At 67.9% G+C, this 15067-nt stretch carries 13 protein-coding genes; 5 read left to right on the top strand and 8 right to left on the bottom strand.

The features are described 5' to 3' along the window. Positions 1 to 13: 13 nt before the first annotated feature. Complete coding sequence (locus tag VGZ23_03795; GenBank protein HEV2356718.1) at positions 14 to 3247, bottom strand: adenylate/guanylate cyclase domain-containing protein; 3234 nt, start codon at positions 3245 to 3247, stop codon at positions 14 to 16. Between the two features lie 166 nt (positions 3248 to 3413). Here VGZ23_03795 and VGZ23_03790 point away from each other — a divergent pair, with 166 nt between their 5' ends. Next, positions 3414 to 3824: a cyclic nucleotide-binding domain-containing protein gene (locus VGZ23_03790; protein ID HEV2356717.1), complete on the top strand. Its 411-nt coding sequence runs from the start codon at positions 3414 to 3416 to the stop codon at positions 3822 to 3824. Between the two features lie 34 nt (positions 3825 to 3858). Here the strand turns inward: VGZ23_03790 and VGZ23_03785 are convergent, their stop codons facing one another. The 7 genes from VGZ23_03785 to VGZ23_03755 form a co-directional block, all read right to left on the bottom strand. Beyond that, positions 3859 to 4290 (bottom strand): cyclic nucleotide-binding domain-containing protein, encoded by a 432-nt coding sequence (locus VGZ23_03785; protein ID HEV2356716.1) that lies wholly within the window; start codon positions 4288 to 4290, stop codon positions 3859 to 3861. A 225-nt stretch (positions 4291 to 4515) separates the two neighbouring features. Next, positions 4516 to 4866: a cytochrome C oxidase subunit IV family protein gene (locus VGZ23_03780; protein HEV2356715.1), complete on the bottom strand. Its 351-nt coding sequence runs from the start codon at positions 4864 to 4866 to the stop codon at positions 4516 to 4518. Between the two features lie 37 nt (positions 4867 to 4903). Beyond that, on the bottom strand, positions 4904 to 5527 hold the full coding sequence (locus tag VGZ23_03775) for a cytochrome c oxidase subunit 3 (protein HEV2356714.1): 624 nt from the start codon (positions 5525 to 5527) through the stop codon (positions 4904 to 4906). Positions 5528 to 5548: 21 nt separating this feature from the next. Then, positions 5549 to 6196, bottom strand: coding sequence for a cytochrome c oxidase subunit 3 (locus VGZ23_03770; GenBank protein ID HEV2356713.1), 648 nt, complete (start codon positions 6194 to 6196; stop codon positions 5549 to 5551). A gap of 9 nt (positions 6197 to 6205) precedes the next feature. After that, positions 6206 to 7972, bottom strand: a complete 1767-nt coding sequence (locus VGZ23_03765) for a cbb3-type cytochrome c oxidase subunit I (GenBank protein ID HEV2356712.1) — start codon at positions 7970 to 7972, stop codon at positions 6206 to 6208. 67 nt (positions 7973 to 8039) lie between these two features. Continuing rightward, positions 8040 to 8873 carry a cytochrome c oxidase subunit II gene (locus tag VGZ23_03760; GenBank protein HEV2356711.1) on the bottom strand — a complete coding sequence of 278 codons (834 nt, stop codon included), beginning with the start codon at positions 8871 to 8873 and terminating at the stop codon, positions 8040 to 8042. A gap of 109 nt (positions 8874 to 8982) precedes the next feature. Continuing rightward, positions 8983 to 9492, bottom strand: coding sequence for a sulfocyanin-like copper-binding protein (locus VGZ23_03755; GenBank protein ID HEV2356710.1), 510 nt, complete (start codon positions 9490 to 9492; stop codon positions 8983 to 8985). A gap of 359 nt (positions 9493 to 9851) precedes the next feature. On the opposite strand from VGZ23_03755, the gene VGZ23_03750 reads away from it, so the two are divergent. The 4 genes from VGZ23_03750 (at position 9852) to VGZ23_03735 (ending at position 14917) form a co-directional block, all read left to right on the top strand. Further along, positions 9852 to 11105: a branched-chain amino acid ABC transporter substrate-binding protein gene (locus tag VGZ23_03750; GenBank protein HEV2356709.1), complete on the top strand. Its 1254-nt coding sequence runs from the start codon at positions 9852 to 9854 to the stop codon at positions 11103 to 11105. A gap of 91 nt (positions 11106 to 11196) precedes the next feature. Then, complete coding sequence (locus tag VGZ23_03745; GenBank protein HEV2356708.1) at positions 11197 to 12126, top strand: branched-chain amino acid ABC transporter permease; 930 nt, start codon at positions 11197 to 11199, stop codon at positions 12124 to 12126. 9 nt (positions 12127 to 12135) lie between these two features. Next, positions 12136 to 14214 carry a branched-chain amino acid ABC transporter ATP-binding protein/permease gene (locus VGZ23_03740; GenBank protein ID HEV2356707.1) on the top strand — a complete coding sequence of 693 codons (2079 nt, stop codon included), beginning with the start codon at positions 12136 to 12138 and terminating at the stop codon, positions 14212 to 14214. Beyond that, complete coding sequence (locus VGZ23_03735) at positions 14168 to 14917, top strand: ABC transporter ATP-binding protein (protein ID HEV2356706.1); 750 nt, start codon at positions 14168 to 14170, stop codon at positions 14915 to 14917. The genes VGZ23_03740 and VGZ23_03735 overlap by 47 nt, the downstream gene beginning before the upstream one ends. Positions 14918 to 15067: the final 150 nt, after the last annotated feature.

The following is a 15067-nucleotide window of genomic DNA, read 5'->3' as shown; positions in this document are numbered from 1 at the left end:
AAGCCGAGGTGGTCTACGCCCGCGAATGCTCGATCCGCTCCAGGTGCTCCAGATCTCCCAATTCGGTCAGGACCCGCATGCCGGCGGCGAGGCCGGCCTCGTCGCCCGTAAGGCGCGCCCGCTCACAGCGTGCCCGCGCCGCGTAGGGCGTCGCCCCCATCCGTTCGAAGAGGTCGAGGGCCGCGGCCAGTTCCTCCGCCTCTTGAAGGGCGATTCCGAGCGCCCGGCGCGCCTGCCCTTCAAGCGCCCGGTAGCCGTGCGCGGCGGCAAACTTGGCGATAGGCCTCAGGACTTCGGCGGCCGGAGGCTGGCGCCTGTCCGAGGCAAACGAGAGCCCCCGTTCGAGATACTCGAGACCCATGTGTTGAAAGTCGAATCGACCCACCATCTGCGTCTTCACCACGTCGAGATCGCCGGACACGAACCCGTCGATGCGTCGCCATACGGTGGCGGAGGTGAAGTCACGGAGGATCGCGGCCAGGGCGTCCCGGTACCGATCGATAAGCTGATCGCTTTTGCGGGCCCGCGCGACGTCCAACGCGGCGACGAAGCCGCGGAGCGCGTACCCGGCGGAGGGACGGCCGGTTTCAATCCACAACTGGTAGGCGCGGTCCCCCGCGGCAAGGGCGTCGTCCCACAGGCCGCGCAGCGTCAGCGCGTAGGTCCGCCAGACGACGAGGTGGAGCGCCCATGCCGGCACCTGCCCCGGCTGGAGCAGCGCAAGCCCTGAGGCGGAGATGCGTATGACCTCGTCGAGATCGCCGAGCAGAGACGAGGACCAGGCGACCATGGAATGAGCGTCGATCCGCTCGAGAGGGCTGAGACGCTCTTGCAGCGCCAGGCGCTGGCGGGCGTACTCACGAGCGCGGGTCCAGTCCCCCCGCTGTTGTGCGCATCCCGAGAGTGCATCGAGCGCCGCGCTTCGAAGATCCGCATCGTCGAGCCGTTCTGCAATCTCAAGGCCTCGACGCCCGCTCATCTCCGACTCCGTGATGTCGTCGGGCGTGACATTGCCGAGCCGCCAGAAGGCGTGGAAGCCCCGTGCGATCAGGAAGCGCGCGACCGCTCGGTCGTCCTGCGCCGCCCGGAGTAGGGCGTCCCCCTCCGCGAACAGCCGGGCCATCTCGTCGTCCGGCGGCCGGTTGGCGATAGACCCCTGCGAGCGCATGTATTGGGTGAGCAGCCTCGCGAGCACGCGGAGTTCCCGGTCGGGGGGAGCACCTTGCTCCCGGCAGAGTCGAAGGGCTGTCATGTACGCGGTTGCGCTGTTCCAGCCGAGTTCCTCGGTGCCCAGTCGCTCGTACAGTTCGGGAAGATCGGCGGGGTCGGCGAACTCGATCGCGTTCCGCAGGTGCCGGGCGGCTTCCACCGTGGCTGCGCCCGCGGCCGCGATGGCGGCCGCGCGGGCCAGCCAGTGGGCGGCTTTCTGCCGGGTCCGTCCGACGGCGGCCGACTCCACGCCATGACCGCGCGCGAGAGAGGCCGCCTCCCGGTAATGGTAGGCGATGAGCTCCGCGAGAGCGTCCTCCCGGCTTCGGGCGCGCGCCTCGAGCCAGGCAGCCGCGGCGCCGTGGAGGCCCGCGCGCTCGGACCGAGGCAGCGTCTGGTAGGCGACCTCCCGGATCAGGATGTGGCGGAAGGTCACATCGTCCGCGCCGCCGTGGCGCACGAGATCTTTGGCAAGCAGCGCGTCGATCAACCGGTCGATGTCCGCAGTCAACTCGGGGCCGAGCGCGGCGACGCCGTCCGACCGGAAGGCCCGGCCGAAGACGGCCCCTAGCTGTAGGGTCCGGCGCTCGTCGGGTGGCAGCAAGTCGAGCCGTGCCAGCACCGTCGCCTGGACGGTGTCCGGCAGCGTCGCGAGCGCCAGGTCGACGGCGGCGCCGTCGCCAGAGGGTCCAACCCGGTCGATCAGCGACCGGACGAGCTCCCCGGCGTAGAACGGGTTACCCTCGGCACGGGTGACGATTCTCGCGACGACCTCGGGGGAAGGCGCCGGCAGCAGATACTGGACGAGCCGTCCGACCTCCGTATCGCGCAAGGGCTCGAGGGCGAGCGAGACGTAGTTGCGCCGCCCGCCGCCCCACGCGGGCCGCCGCTCGAGCAGCTCAGGCCGCGTGAGAGCGATCATCATGACGGCGGCTTCCCCCCGCGGTTGCATGACAAACTCGACGAGGTCGAGGAGGCTGTCACTCGACCAGTGCAGGTCCTCGAAGACGAGCACAAGCGGCGCCCGTCGCGATGCAACCTCAACAGTAGTGCGCCACGCGGCCAGTAGGGCGGCGCGGTCGGCGATCTCGGAATCCCCAAAACCGACCGTGGCCGCGAGTAGGTCGCCGGTGCGGTCTGGCTGCGCGCTCCCATGGGCGCGGAGCCAGACGCGGACTGCCTCTCGGATGGCCCCGGGCTCTCCCTCTTCTTCGACGCCGACTAGACGACAGAGGACGGCGCGTAGAGGCCAGTAGGTGAGACGCTGACCGTAGGGCAGACACTGGGCGATGGCTACCGCGGCGCCGGGGGCGACGCGGGGGAGGCGCTCGAGGAACTCTTCCAGCAGCCGGGTTTTCCCGGTGCCCGCCGGGGCGATGAGGCTTACGAGGAAGGGCCGCCGTTCCCCAAATGCCCGGCGAGCGATGAGTTCGAGCTGCGAGAGATCATCGGCCCGGCCGATGAGCGGCGTTTGTGCCGCCACCGCCGCGCTCGATCGATCGAGCAAGAGCGCGGCCCGGATCGGGGCGCGCTTTCCCTTGGCCTCGACGGCGATCCAGGGGCCGAGCGCAAACAAGACCCCGGCCGCATGCGCCGTCCGCTCGCCGCACAGGATGGTCCACGGCTCCGCGGCTTGCTGCAGCCTGGCGGCGACGTTGACTGCGTCGCCGGTGACGAGGAAATCGCCGGCGGACCGGTCGCGTGAGGCGACGACCTCGCCGGTGTTCACGCCGATACGGATGGGAATCTGCTCTCCGAGGTCGGGATCGGCGCGGACGCGGTCGCGGAGCTCGAGCGCCGCGGAGAGCGCCCTGCGCGCGTCGTCTCCGTGGGCGCGGGGCAAACCGAACACGGCCATCACAGCGTCGCCGATGAACTTCTCCAGGCTACCGCCGTGGGCCGCGACGACCTCCTTGGCGATGGCATAGTAGTGTCCCAGCAGTGCGCGGGTGTCCTCGGGATCCATCGACTCGCCCAGCGCCGTCGAGCCGGTCACGTCGGCGAATAGGACTGTCACGATCCGTCGTTCCTCACTCACACCGGCGGTGTTCGTCGTAGCCTGCGGCTACCACCTTCCGGCGGATTCCCGCCACCGCGAAGACAAACGCCATGCGAGGAGGAATCCTCACGCGCGTCAGCAAACACCCGGACCTGCTGTCAGGTAACGCCTCGACCGTCGGATCCGAACGCAAGGGAGGAGCATCGTGGCCGGCCACGCGGAGCAACTCAAGAAGGTCCCGTTGTTCGAGGGAGTCTCGGACGCCGACCTGCGGCGTATCGCCGACAGCGCGAAGGAGCGGCGGTTCGACGCCGGTACTACGATTGTGTCGGTCGGGGAGCCGGGCCACGGGTTCTACCTGATCATCGATGGACGGGCCGAGGTCAAACGAGGGGACCGCACGATCGCCACCCTCGGTCCGGGCGAATATTTTGGTGAACTGGCCCTGATCCGCGAAACGCCCCGCACCGCGACGGTCGTGGCGAAGGATCCGACGACGTGCCTGGCCCTGACGCGGTGGGACTTCAAGGGGATCGTGGTCTCGAATCCGAGCATCGCGATCCGCCTCTTGGAGACCGTGGCCAATCGTCTTCAGGACGACGACGGTACCCGCTAGCAGGCCCGCGGGCCGAGTGGCCCGCCGACGCTCCTTAGGCCAGGGGTGATCTTTCCGCGTCCCTCAGACGCCGGGCGAGTGCACGCGTGATCTTGCGGACAATCGGCAGATAGTCGTCCATCAGTTGCCAGAACTCCCGGTATCCAACCGCCAGGAGCCGCATCGCCGTGGCTGCCCGCACGTCGGCCGACCGGGGTTCGCCGTCGATGAGACTCATCTCGCCGAACGCGTCGCCCGGGCCCAAATGGATGGTGCGGCCTTGTTTGGTCGTCACCCGCGCCCGCCCGTCCACGATGATGAACAGCTCGCGACCGGCCTCACCCGCCGCCGCGATCTGTTGTCCGGCCGGGACGTCGACCTCCTTCGCCAGCCGGGACACCTGCTCCAGGTCCTTTTGGGAGAGCCCCGCGAACAACGGAAGTTTTTCCAACACCGCGACCTTGGATGAGGCCCGCCGCAACGTCATGCGCGCATCCCCCCTCGGTTCCGGCTGTACATTCATTGCGCCGGCGGCCATTCCTCTCACGCGCGGCAGACGAGAGGGAGGAGCCCGGCCCCCCTAAGTGGGGCCGATGCTACGTGCCGCTGGTCCCCGGCCCCGAGGACGGCGGTCCGCCCGACGGCGTCCTCACCGCGGCCTCCCCCTCGACGATGACGAACATCTCGCCGCCGGTCACACGGTGCGATTCTGTCAACGCACCCCCAGCCGCTGGGCGGCGTCCGGGGCGATCATGAAGAACATCAGGACGGCGAGCAGCAGCGGGGACACGGCGATACCCACCATGGCCACCCGCTCGAACTTGAGGTTCATGTAGTAGGCGCCGATCAGGAGGGCCTTGATCGAGGCGGAGATGAGCAACACGGTGACCCGGACGGCGGCCGGCAGGCTGAAGACGAGCACGGTGCTCGCCTCGATGGCCGTCAGGACGAGGAGGAGGATGAAGGCCATCACATAGCTCCGCGTCACCCCTTCGGGAAGCGGCACGGCGTGCACGCCTGCGGCGTCGTCCGGCGCCCCATGGCCCGCGTGCGGATCGCTCATCGGTCGGCCTCCTATCAAAACGTGTTGGTCAATACGCTTATAACAAATAGATTGACGGCCAGATGAAGACCCAGACGAGGTCGACGAATCCCCAGTAGAGTCCCGCGATCTCCAGGCCGTCTTCGGAGGACCCGCCCTTGGCGATTTTCACCGCCATCGCCCAGAGGTAGATGACGCCGCCCAGGACGTGCAGGCCGTGCAGGCCCGTAATGGTAAAGAAGGTGAAGCTGAACGAAGCCACGCCCCAGGGGTTGCCGGCGAGCCCGGCGCCGTCGGCGATGAGGTGCGACCACTCGAAGGCCTGGAGGCCGACGAAGACCGCGCCCGCGATCACGGTCGCCGTGAGGAACCGCACCGCCGGAGGACGCTGCCGGCGGCGCATCATGAAGACCGACAGGGCCATCGTGGTGCTGCTGAAGATCAGGATGGCGGTCATGCCGGCGACGAGCCGGATGTTGAAGATCTCCGCCCGATGGGGCCAGGCCGGCGCGCTGAAGCGGGCCGCCCAGAGCGCGACGAGGAGGCCCGCGAACGTCATCGCGTCCGAGGCCAGAAACAGCCACATCATCAGCTTGCCCCAGCTGACGTCCCACGGCGACCGTCCGCCGCCCCAGCGCGCCGCCAGGGCGCCCGGTTCCTTCCGGGTCTCAGTTGCCGCCATCCCCGCCTCCCGCTGCCGCCGTCACGCGATAAAGAGCAGGGCGAAGAGATAGAGCCACAGCAGGTCCATGAAGTGCCAGTAGAGCGCGAAGACGTTCACCCCCGCGTACGAGGCCACGCCGTACCGGCCGGCGTACGCCTTCCACAAGATGATCCCGAGTGCTCCCAGTCCCCCGAGCAGGTGCGCGCCGTGGGCACCGGTCAACATGTAGAAGAAGGCGCTGTGCGGATTGCTCGAGATGTAGGCGCCCTGCGCCGCGAGCGAGCGCCACGCGATGAGCTGGCCGGCGAGAAAGGCGCCGCCAAGCCCGGCCGTGACCGAGAGCCCGCGCTGCAGACCCCGGATATCGCCGGCCGCGATCCGGCGGCGCGCCCACTCGAGCGTGCCGCTGCTGGCGAGGAGGATCGCCGTCGTCAGCCAGAGGATCGGCGGCATGCCGATAGTCCCCCATCCGGGCTCCTGCCGCCGCGCGAGATAGGCCGTCGTGAAGGCGATAAAGAGCATGGCCACGGCGGCCAGGGCGGCGGCCACGCCGATCACCGCGGTGCTGACCGCGGGCCCGGCGGCAGCCGGCTCCGCGCCGCGGCCGGCCGGGCCGAGGCCCCGGCGAACGCCGGCCGTTCCGCGTCCGGCCGATGCCGGGCGCGTCCTCAGGGCCTGCGTCGTCATCGCGTCCACCTACTCCCCGCCGCCGTCCCCCGCAGGGGACGCGCCGCCCGCCGGCACCGGGTCCGCCTGCCACATCGGGCTGTAGTCCGCCGGCGCGTCCGGCACCGAGTAATCATACGGCCAGCGGTAGACGACCGGCAGGGACGGCCCCCAGTTGCCGTGCGGCGGCGGCGACGGCGCCGCCCATTCGAGCGAGTTGGCGTGCCACGGATTCTGCTCCGCGACCGGCCCATGGAGCAGGCTCTTGAAGAAGTTGTAGATGAAGACGACCTGCGCCGCCCCCAGCATGAACGCGCTCAGGGAGATGAAGATGTCGATCGGCCCCGCGCGGTCGAGGAACGGGTAGGCCGCGGTGCTGTAGAGCCGGCGGCTGTTCCCCATGAACCCGAGGAAGTGCATCGGGAAGAACGTCATGTAGATGCCGAGGAACGTGAACACGAAGTGGATTTTGCCGAGCCGCTCGTCCATCATCCGGCCGAACAGCTTGGGAAACCAATAGTAGGTGCCGGCGAAGATCGAGAACAGCGCGGCCGCGGCCATGACGAAATGGAAGTGCGCGATCACGAAGTACGTGTCGTGCAGGTAGATGTCGACCGGCGCGGTCGCGAGGAAGATCCCGCTGAGGCCGCCGGTGACGAACAGCGACACGAACGCGATCGCAAACAGCATCGCGGACGTGAAGTGCAGCCGGCCTTGCCACAGCGTCGTGCACCAGTTGAACGTCTTGATCGCGGACGGTACCGCGATCGCGATCGTCGATCCGATGAAGGCCGCGCCGAGCAGCGGCGACATGCCGCTCACGAACATGTGGTGGCCCCACACGAGAAAGCTCAGAAATCCGATCGCCGAGAGCGACAGCACCATCGCCTTGTAGCCGAAGATCGGCTTGCGCGAGAAGGTCGAGATGACGTCGGAGACGATGCCCATCGGCGTGAGGATCAGGATGTAGACCTCCGGATGGCCGAAGAACCAGAACAGGTGCTGCCACAACAGCGCGTCCCCGTTCTTGCCGCCGAGCACCTGTCCCGCGACCAGCAGGTTCGGCGGGACGAAGAAGCTCGTGCCGGCCGTGCGGTCGAGGATGAGCATCACGATGGCCGCGGTCAGCACCGGAAACGACAAGAGCGCCAGGATCGCGGTGATGAAGATGCCCCACAGCGTGAGCGGGATCCGGCCCATCGACAACCCGCGCGCCCGCATGTTGATGATCGTGGTCAGGAAGTTGAGCGAGCCGAACAACGACGAGAACAGCACGAACAGAATCGAGATGGCCCACAGCGTCTGGCCGAGCCCGGACCCCGGCGAGAACTTGGAGACCGCCGACAGCGGCGCGTACGACGTCCAGCCGTCGCCGGCGGGGCCGCCGGGGACGAAAAAGGACGAGAGCAGCACGAGCACGCCGGGCACCAGCGTCCAGAACGACACCATGTTGAGAAACGGGAAGGCCATGTCCCGGGCGCCGATCATGAGCGGGATCAGGAAGTTGCCGAACGCTCCGGTCAGAATGGACGTCAGGAAGAAGAAAATCATGATGGTGCCGTGCATCGTCGCCGCGGCCAGGTACTGGCCGGGATCCAGGGTGCCCTGCTCGGGCCACCCGAGATGCCGCCGCATCAGCATCGCGAGCGCGCCGCCGATGAGCGCCATGAACAGCGTCGTGAAGTAGTATTGCTTGCCGATCATCTTGTGGTCGAGGCTGAAGATGTAATGGCGGACGAAGCTCTCGGCGTGGGCCTCGTGGGCGGCAGCCCCTTCGTGCACCGCAAGCGCATCCATCAGGCGCGACTCCTTGACATCAAGTTGATTCGCTGCGTTGGACCCCGGCGCAGAGCGCGGGACGGCACTAGTGTGTGCCCTGTGTCGCCAGCCAGGCGTCGAACGCGGCCTGGGTGGGTTCCACCACGATGTTACCACGCATCGTATAGTGGCCGACGCCGCAGAGCTGCGCGCACGCGATCTGGAACGTGCCGGTGCGGTCCGGCGTAAACCACACCGACTCCGTCCGGCCGGGCACCGCGTCCTGCTTCACGCGGAAGTTCGGCAGGAAGAAGCTGTGGATCACGTCGAGGGAATGGATGACGACGCGCACCGGGCGATTGTTCACCACGTGCAGGTCGTTCGTGAGGACGAGGTTCGTCTTGCTGTCCGCGTCGCCCGGATCGAGGCCGAGCGGGTTCCCGGCGCTGATGAACTTCGGATCCGTGCGCGCCAGCTTGCCGTCCGGGCCCGGGTACCGGACGTACCAGAGGAACTGCCGGGCCGTCACTTCCACCACCTGCGCGTTGGCGGGCGGGGCGCTGTACACGTGCGCCCAGACGATCTCCGCGAAGATGGCCAGGACGATGAGCCCCGCCGCGGGGACGAGCGTCCACGTGAGCTCCGCGCCGAGGTGCTCGTGCCAGTGCGCGGCGGGCCGGCGGCCGTGCGCCGCGTACCGGATCAGCGCGATCGCGACGAAGAGGTGCACGGCGATGAACGCAATGCCGGTGGCGACGAGAATGGCGTCGAACATCTCGTCGGCGAAGAGGCCCTGTCGCGACGCGAGCGGCTGCAGCCACCAGATGTGCGCCGCGACGATGAACGAGACGACGCCCGCGGCGAGGATGAACAGAATCAACGCACCCATCCACCGCCCCGCGGACCGCTCGTCGCGCGGCACGGTTACCCCTGGTTCCATCTGCGACGATCCTCCGGGGAACTCATCGACTCGTACGTGCCACGGGTCGGAGCGCTTCGGCCCGGGCGGTGCGCTTCCCTACCTGGGACGATCCGCGCAAGCGCGCCGTTCACTTGACGGCGAGACTGGGTTTGGCGCCCTGCGTCACGTTGAACGTGCCGTACATACCGAGCAGCGCGTGTCCGGGATACCCGCAGACGAAGAGGTAGTGCCCGGCCTTGGACGCGGTGAACCGGACGTCGTCGGTCTTGCCCGGCGGGGTGCCCTGCGTCGGATTCGGCGTCTCGGCACCCTTAAACGCGGGCTGCGGTTCCGCCTGCGCCGGGAGGACCGGGGCCTGGGCGGTGCCCTTGAGGGCGATCACCTGCAAACTGTGCGGCAGGGCGGCCTTCTTGTCGGTCGTGAACTTGATGTGGACGGCCGTCCCCGGCGCCACGGTGATCGTGAGCCGGCCCTTGGCCGTGCCGTTGTAGTTTTGGCCGCCGTTGGCGGCCGTCTGATTGGCCACGATCGTAAACGTCGCCTCGGCGGCGGCGTGCACCCGAGGGAGGGCCACCGCGGCGAGCAGCGTGGCGAGGGCGGCGAACGGCAGAATACGGACAAGCGTACGACGGTTCATTCCTACCTCCCAATGACCCAACAGACGAGGCGTCGGACGCAGGGCCGCCCCGGGTTGTCACGGGGATCCGGCCGAAAGCGGTAGACTCATCGCCGCGGGGACGGTATGGTGTTGCGCGACCTCCATTATAGTAAGAAGCGGCGGGGGAGACGTCAAACGTACGTTCGCGGAAAGGCACGATCCAAGTATGGCGTGGGGGCGTGATCCAATTGTGATCCCCAAATGAACAAACGGCGCATATTTTGCGTGCTTTCACGGAGGAGAAGTCGCGCGGATGGCGGAATCATGCGAAACTCGGCCGACAGCCGTCGCCGCATCGGGGCGGCGGAACCGGCGGCCGAATAGGGGAGGGGGCATTTATGGTAGGTACGTGGCGTCATCGTGTGCTCGGGTTGGTTGTTGCGGCCGTCCTGGTCGTGACCACGGCCATGCTCGGCGGCCTGCCGCGCACGCAGGCCCAGGCCAAGACACTCTATGTCGGCATCACCCTGCCGTTGACCGGCGCGGACGCGGAGGACGCGGAGCTGATCAAGGACGGGGCGATGATCGCGATCGACGACGCGAACTCGAAGGGCGGCGTCGCCGGCTACAAGATCGAAGCGATCGTGCTCGACTCGGGCACCGCCACCGCCGGCCAATATGATCCGGCGCAGGCGGCGACCAACACCCGCAAGCTCGTCGCCAACGTGGGCGTCGTGGCCAACATCGGGCCCCAGATGAGCGGCGAAGGCAAGGCGATGTCCGCGATCCTGAGCCAAGCCGACCTCGCGACGATCACGCCGAGTTCGACAAACCCGGACATCACGGACCCGAAGTTCGCGTCTCAGTACCGGCCGAAGGGCAAGGCGGTCTACTTCCGGACCGTGACCACGGACGCGTACCAGGGGCCGAACATGGCCAACTACTACGCCGAGACCCTCCACGTGAAGACCGTGTACGTGCTCGACGATTCGGGCGCCTACGGCGTGGGCATCGCCGACTCATTCCAGAAGCAGGCGGCGGCGAAGGGCATCAAAGTGATCGGCCGCGACCAGCTGAACCCCAAGGAAGCCGACTACACGACCGTGCTGACCAAGATCAAGGGCATGAATCCCGACGCCATCTACTACGGCGGCGTCGACCAGGCCGGCGCGAAGCTGGCGAAGCAGGCCTACGACGTCGTCCCCAAGATGCTCAAGGGCGGCGGTGACGGGATGTACAGCGGGGCGCTCCTGAAGGGCGCCGGATTCCCGGCGGTGCAGGGTTGGTATGCGACAATCGCCGGCCCGCACCTCACCGAAAACCCCGCGGCGCAGCCGTGGGTCAAGAAGTTCGCGGCGAAGTACGGGAAGCAGCCGAGTGACTACTCGATCACGGCGTACGATGCCGCGCTCGTCGTTCTCGACGCGATCAAGCGCGTGGCCGCGACCGGCAAGACCCCCGACCGGAGCAACGTTCGCGACGCGATTCAGGCGACGAACCTGAAGACGCTGCAGGGCACGATCTCGTTCGACCAGAACGGCGACATCAACAGCCGCGTGGTCAGCGTGTTCCAGATCCTGCGCAATGCGAAATTCCCGGACGATGACATCCTGCATCAGTTCAAGTACATCGGGGTCGCGCCGCAGACCTAGCGCGCGAAGCGAGCGCCAACACGTGACGGGAGCGGGCCGCCCGGGTGGCCCGCTCCCCACGTTGCGGCCTCCCGCGGGGGGAGCGTAGCGGATGACGTACCACGACGTGCTGGTGCAACAAGTCATCAACGGGCTCAGTCTCGGCGCAATGTACTCGCTGCTCGCCCTCGGCTTCACGATGGTCTACGGCATCATCGAACTCATCAACTTCGCCCACTTCAACATCTTCATGATCGGATCGTTCATCGCCGCGATCGCGCTGCACGCCGTGGGGGTGGACGGGCAGTCCCGGGTCCTCTACGGGGTGCCGCTCATCGCGGCGCTCGCGCTGGCGTTCGCGTCGACGATGCTGTTCTGTGGGGGCCTCGGCGTGGTGATCGAGCGCGTTGGGCTGCGGCCGATGCGGCACGCGAAGGGCACCGCCGCGATGATCACCACGATCGGCATCTCCTACATCCTCTTCAACGTCGTGCTGCTCAGGACTGGCGCCTCGACGCTCAACTACCCCAATCCGGTGCCCGCCCTCGGCTGGGACATCGGCGGAGCGGTCGTGCGGCTGCGGGAAATCCTGCTTTGGAGCGTCGCGCTGATCCTGATGGGGGGCCTGCACGTCTTCGTGCGCCGCACCAAGATCGGAAAGGCCATGCGGGCGACGGCCCAGGATGCGGAAGCCGCGCGGATGATGGGGATCGACGTCGATCGGGTGGTCATGCTGACGTTCTTCATCGGCTCGGCGCTGGCCGGTGCGGCCGGGCTGATCTTCGGCCTGTACTACAATTTCACGAGCTTTATCATCGGCTACACGGCCGGCCTCCGGGCGTTCACCGCGGCGGTGCTCGGCGGCATCGGCAATGTCGTGGGTGCGATGATCGGCGGCCTCGTGATCGGACTCATCGAAGCGCTCGGGGGCCAGTTGCTGGCGGTGCGCTGGACCGACGTGATCATCTTCTCGATCCTGATCCTCGTGCTGGTGCTCCGCCCCACCGGGCTCCTCGGGATTTCGACGCCGTCGAAGTCGTGAGGCGGCCACGTGGCTGAACTCTCGCCCACGCCGGCCCTCGAGAGCGAGCAGGTGGTCCCGCCGCCGGCCCGGCCGGCGACGTGGCGCGCCTTCGCGGCGCCGTTTGTGCGGCCGTTCGGGCGGATTCCCGTGGCGACGCGGACGCGCCTCGCAGCACTCCTGTTCTTTGCCGCGGCCCTCCTGTTCCCGGTGGTGCACTCGAACGGCGGCGACGTGGACGCCGCGGCGAACGCCCTCTCGTTCGCGGCGCTCGCGCTCGGCCTCAACATCGTCGTCGGCTTCGCCGGCCTGCTCGATCTGGGGTACGCGGCGTTTTTCGCGATCGGCGCGTACAGCTACGGCATCCTAGCTTCGGGGCAGGTGCACCCGTTGTGGACGCCGGCGTGGCAGCCGCTCGAGTGGCTGGGGCTCGTGAGCCGGTTCCATTTCACCGGCGTGCCGGACGTCGTGCAGTTCCAGTTCTCGTTCTGGCTGATGCTGCCGGGCGCGGCGATCGTGGCCGCGTTTTTCGGCATCCTGTTCGGCGCCCCGACGCTGCGGCTGAAGGGCGACTACCTCGCGATCGTCACCCTGGGGTTCGGTGAGATCGTCCCGATTGTTGTGCGCAACGCGCAGGGTCTCACGAACGGGGCCATGGGCCTGAACGGAGTGCTCGCGCCGACGGCGTTCCGGTACAATTTCAGCGTCAACGCGACCCCGTACTACTACGTCGGGGTCGCGATCATCGCCCTGCTGATTTTTGTGAGTTACCGGCTCAAGGACTCCCGCATCGGCCGCGCCTGGATGGCCATCCGGGAGGACGAGATCGCGGCCGGCGCGATGGGCGTGAACCGGACGCGGCTCAAGTTGCTGGCCTTTGCGATCGGCGCGGGGTTCGGCGGGATGACCGGCACCCTGTACATCGCCAAGCTCCAGACGGCGACCCCGGATATGTTCATGTTCCCGGTCTCCGTGATGATCCTCGTGATGATCGTGCTCGGCGGCATGGGCAGCGTGCCCGGCGTGGTCGTGGGCGCGCTGCTGCTCCAGTTGCTGCAATCGTGGTTCCTCCAGGACCTCACGCAGTGGCTTCATGCGCTGGGCCGGTTGACCGGAATCGTGTTCCTCCAGCAGATCGAACTGGCCCAAACGATCGAGCTGATCTTCGGGATCATCCTCGTGCTGATGATGCTGTACCGGCGGCAGGGATTGATCCCCGCGTCCCGGGCCACCGCGGCGCTCTCGATGGAAGAGCAGGCCGCCTCACCGACGCGCGGCGGCATCGGCGTGTCGCTGAGCCGCCTCGCGCAGGCCGACCTGCCGACGGGCACGCCGCTCCTCGAGACGCGCGGGCTCACCAAGCGATTCGGCGGTATTACCGCGGTCCGCACCGTCGACCTCGTCATCCCGCAGCACTCGGTCGTCGGCCTCATCGGCCCGAACGGCTCCGGGAAGACGACGCTCTTCAACCTCGTGACCGGGCTCGACGCGCCCGACGCCGGCCGCATCTTGTTGAAGGGCCGGGACATCACCCGGCTGCCGGCGCACGCGATCGTCGAGCGGGGCATCGCGCGGACATTTCAGGCGCTGCGGCTCTTCCCCGATATGACCGTGCTCGACAACGTCCTGGTCGGGATGCACGTGCGGACGCGGGCGAACGCCGTCGGCGCGGTGTTGCGGCCGCCCGCGGTCCGCGCGGAGGAGCGCGACGCTCTGGAGTGGGTGATGGAGGTGCTGCGGATCTTTGGCAACCGGCTCGTGCCGCGCGCGAACCATCTCGCCAGCAGCCTCTCCTACGCCAACCGGCGCCGGCTCGAGATCGCGCGCGCCATCGCCTCCCGGCCCGCGCTGCTGCTGTTGGACGAACCCACGGCCGGCATGAACCCCGCCGAGACGCTGGAGCTGGCCGACCAGATCCGCAGCCTCAAGGATATGGGGCTGACGGTGCTGCTCATCGAGCACAAGTTGAACGTCGTCAACACCATCGCCGACAAGGTCGCCGTGCTGGACTACGGCGAGAAGATCGCCGAAGGCACCGCGGAGGAGGTCCACCGGAACGAGGATGTCATCCGCGCCTATCTCGGACGGACGGCGGCTGCTCGAGTTTAAGGACGTCGACACCTACTACGGCGAGCTGCACGTCCTCAAGGGCGTGAATTACGAAATCGGCGCCGGGGAGATCGTGTGCCTGCTCGGCGGAAACGCGTCGGGCAAGTCCACGACGATGAAGACCGTGCTCGGCCTCGTCCGGCCGGCGCGCGGCACGGTGTTGTACCGTGGGGAGTCGATCGGGAGGATGTCGACCGCCGAGCGCGTCCGGCGCGGCATCGCACCCGTGCCCGAGGCCCGGCGGCTCTTTCCGCGGATGACGGTCTACGAAAATCTCGAGATGGGAGCGTTCACCCGCACGGATTCCTCCGGCATCGCGGAGGACCTCGAACGCGTGTACGCGCTCTTCCCCCGGGTGAAAGAGCGCCGCACCCAGCTGGCCGGGACGCTCTCGGGCGGCGAGCAGCAGATGGTGGCGATCGGCCGCGCGTTGATGGCCCGGCCGCAGCTGCTGTGCATGGACGAGCCGTCGATGGGCCTGTCGCCCGCGTTCGTGGAGCAGGTTTTCGACATCATCCAGACGATCAACCGGCAGGGGACGTCGATCTTCGTAGTCGAGCAGAACGCCAACATGGCGCTCAGCATCGCCCACCGCGGCTACGTGCTGCAGACCGGCCGCGTGGTGCTCTCGGGGACCGCGAAGAGCCTGCGCGAAAACGAAATGATCCGGCAGGCCTACCTCGGCGAGATCACGACGGCATAGACGGACCCCCGGGTTCCCACACGCGCGCCTCAAGGCGAAGCCGTTCGAGTTCGGCGGCGCCGCCGGCCAGCAGGTACTCGCCGTCCGTCCCGCTCATGCCGCTCTTTTATCGTCCGGCGGGGGGCCCTCCATGAGAGGACCCGCGCTCCG

This window comes from bacterium (assembly GCA_035945995.1).
In the GTDB taxonomy this organism is placed as follows: Bacteria; Sysuimicrobiota; Sysuimicrobiia; order Sysuimicrobiales; family Segetimicrobiaceae; genus DASSJF01.
The sequence above is the reverse complement of the archived record's forward strand: the minus strand, read 5'-3'. Positions and strand labels throughout refer to the sequence as shown.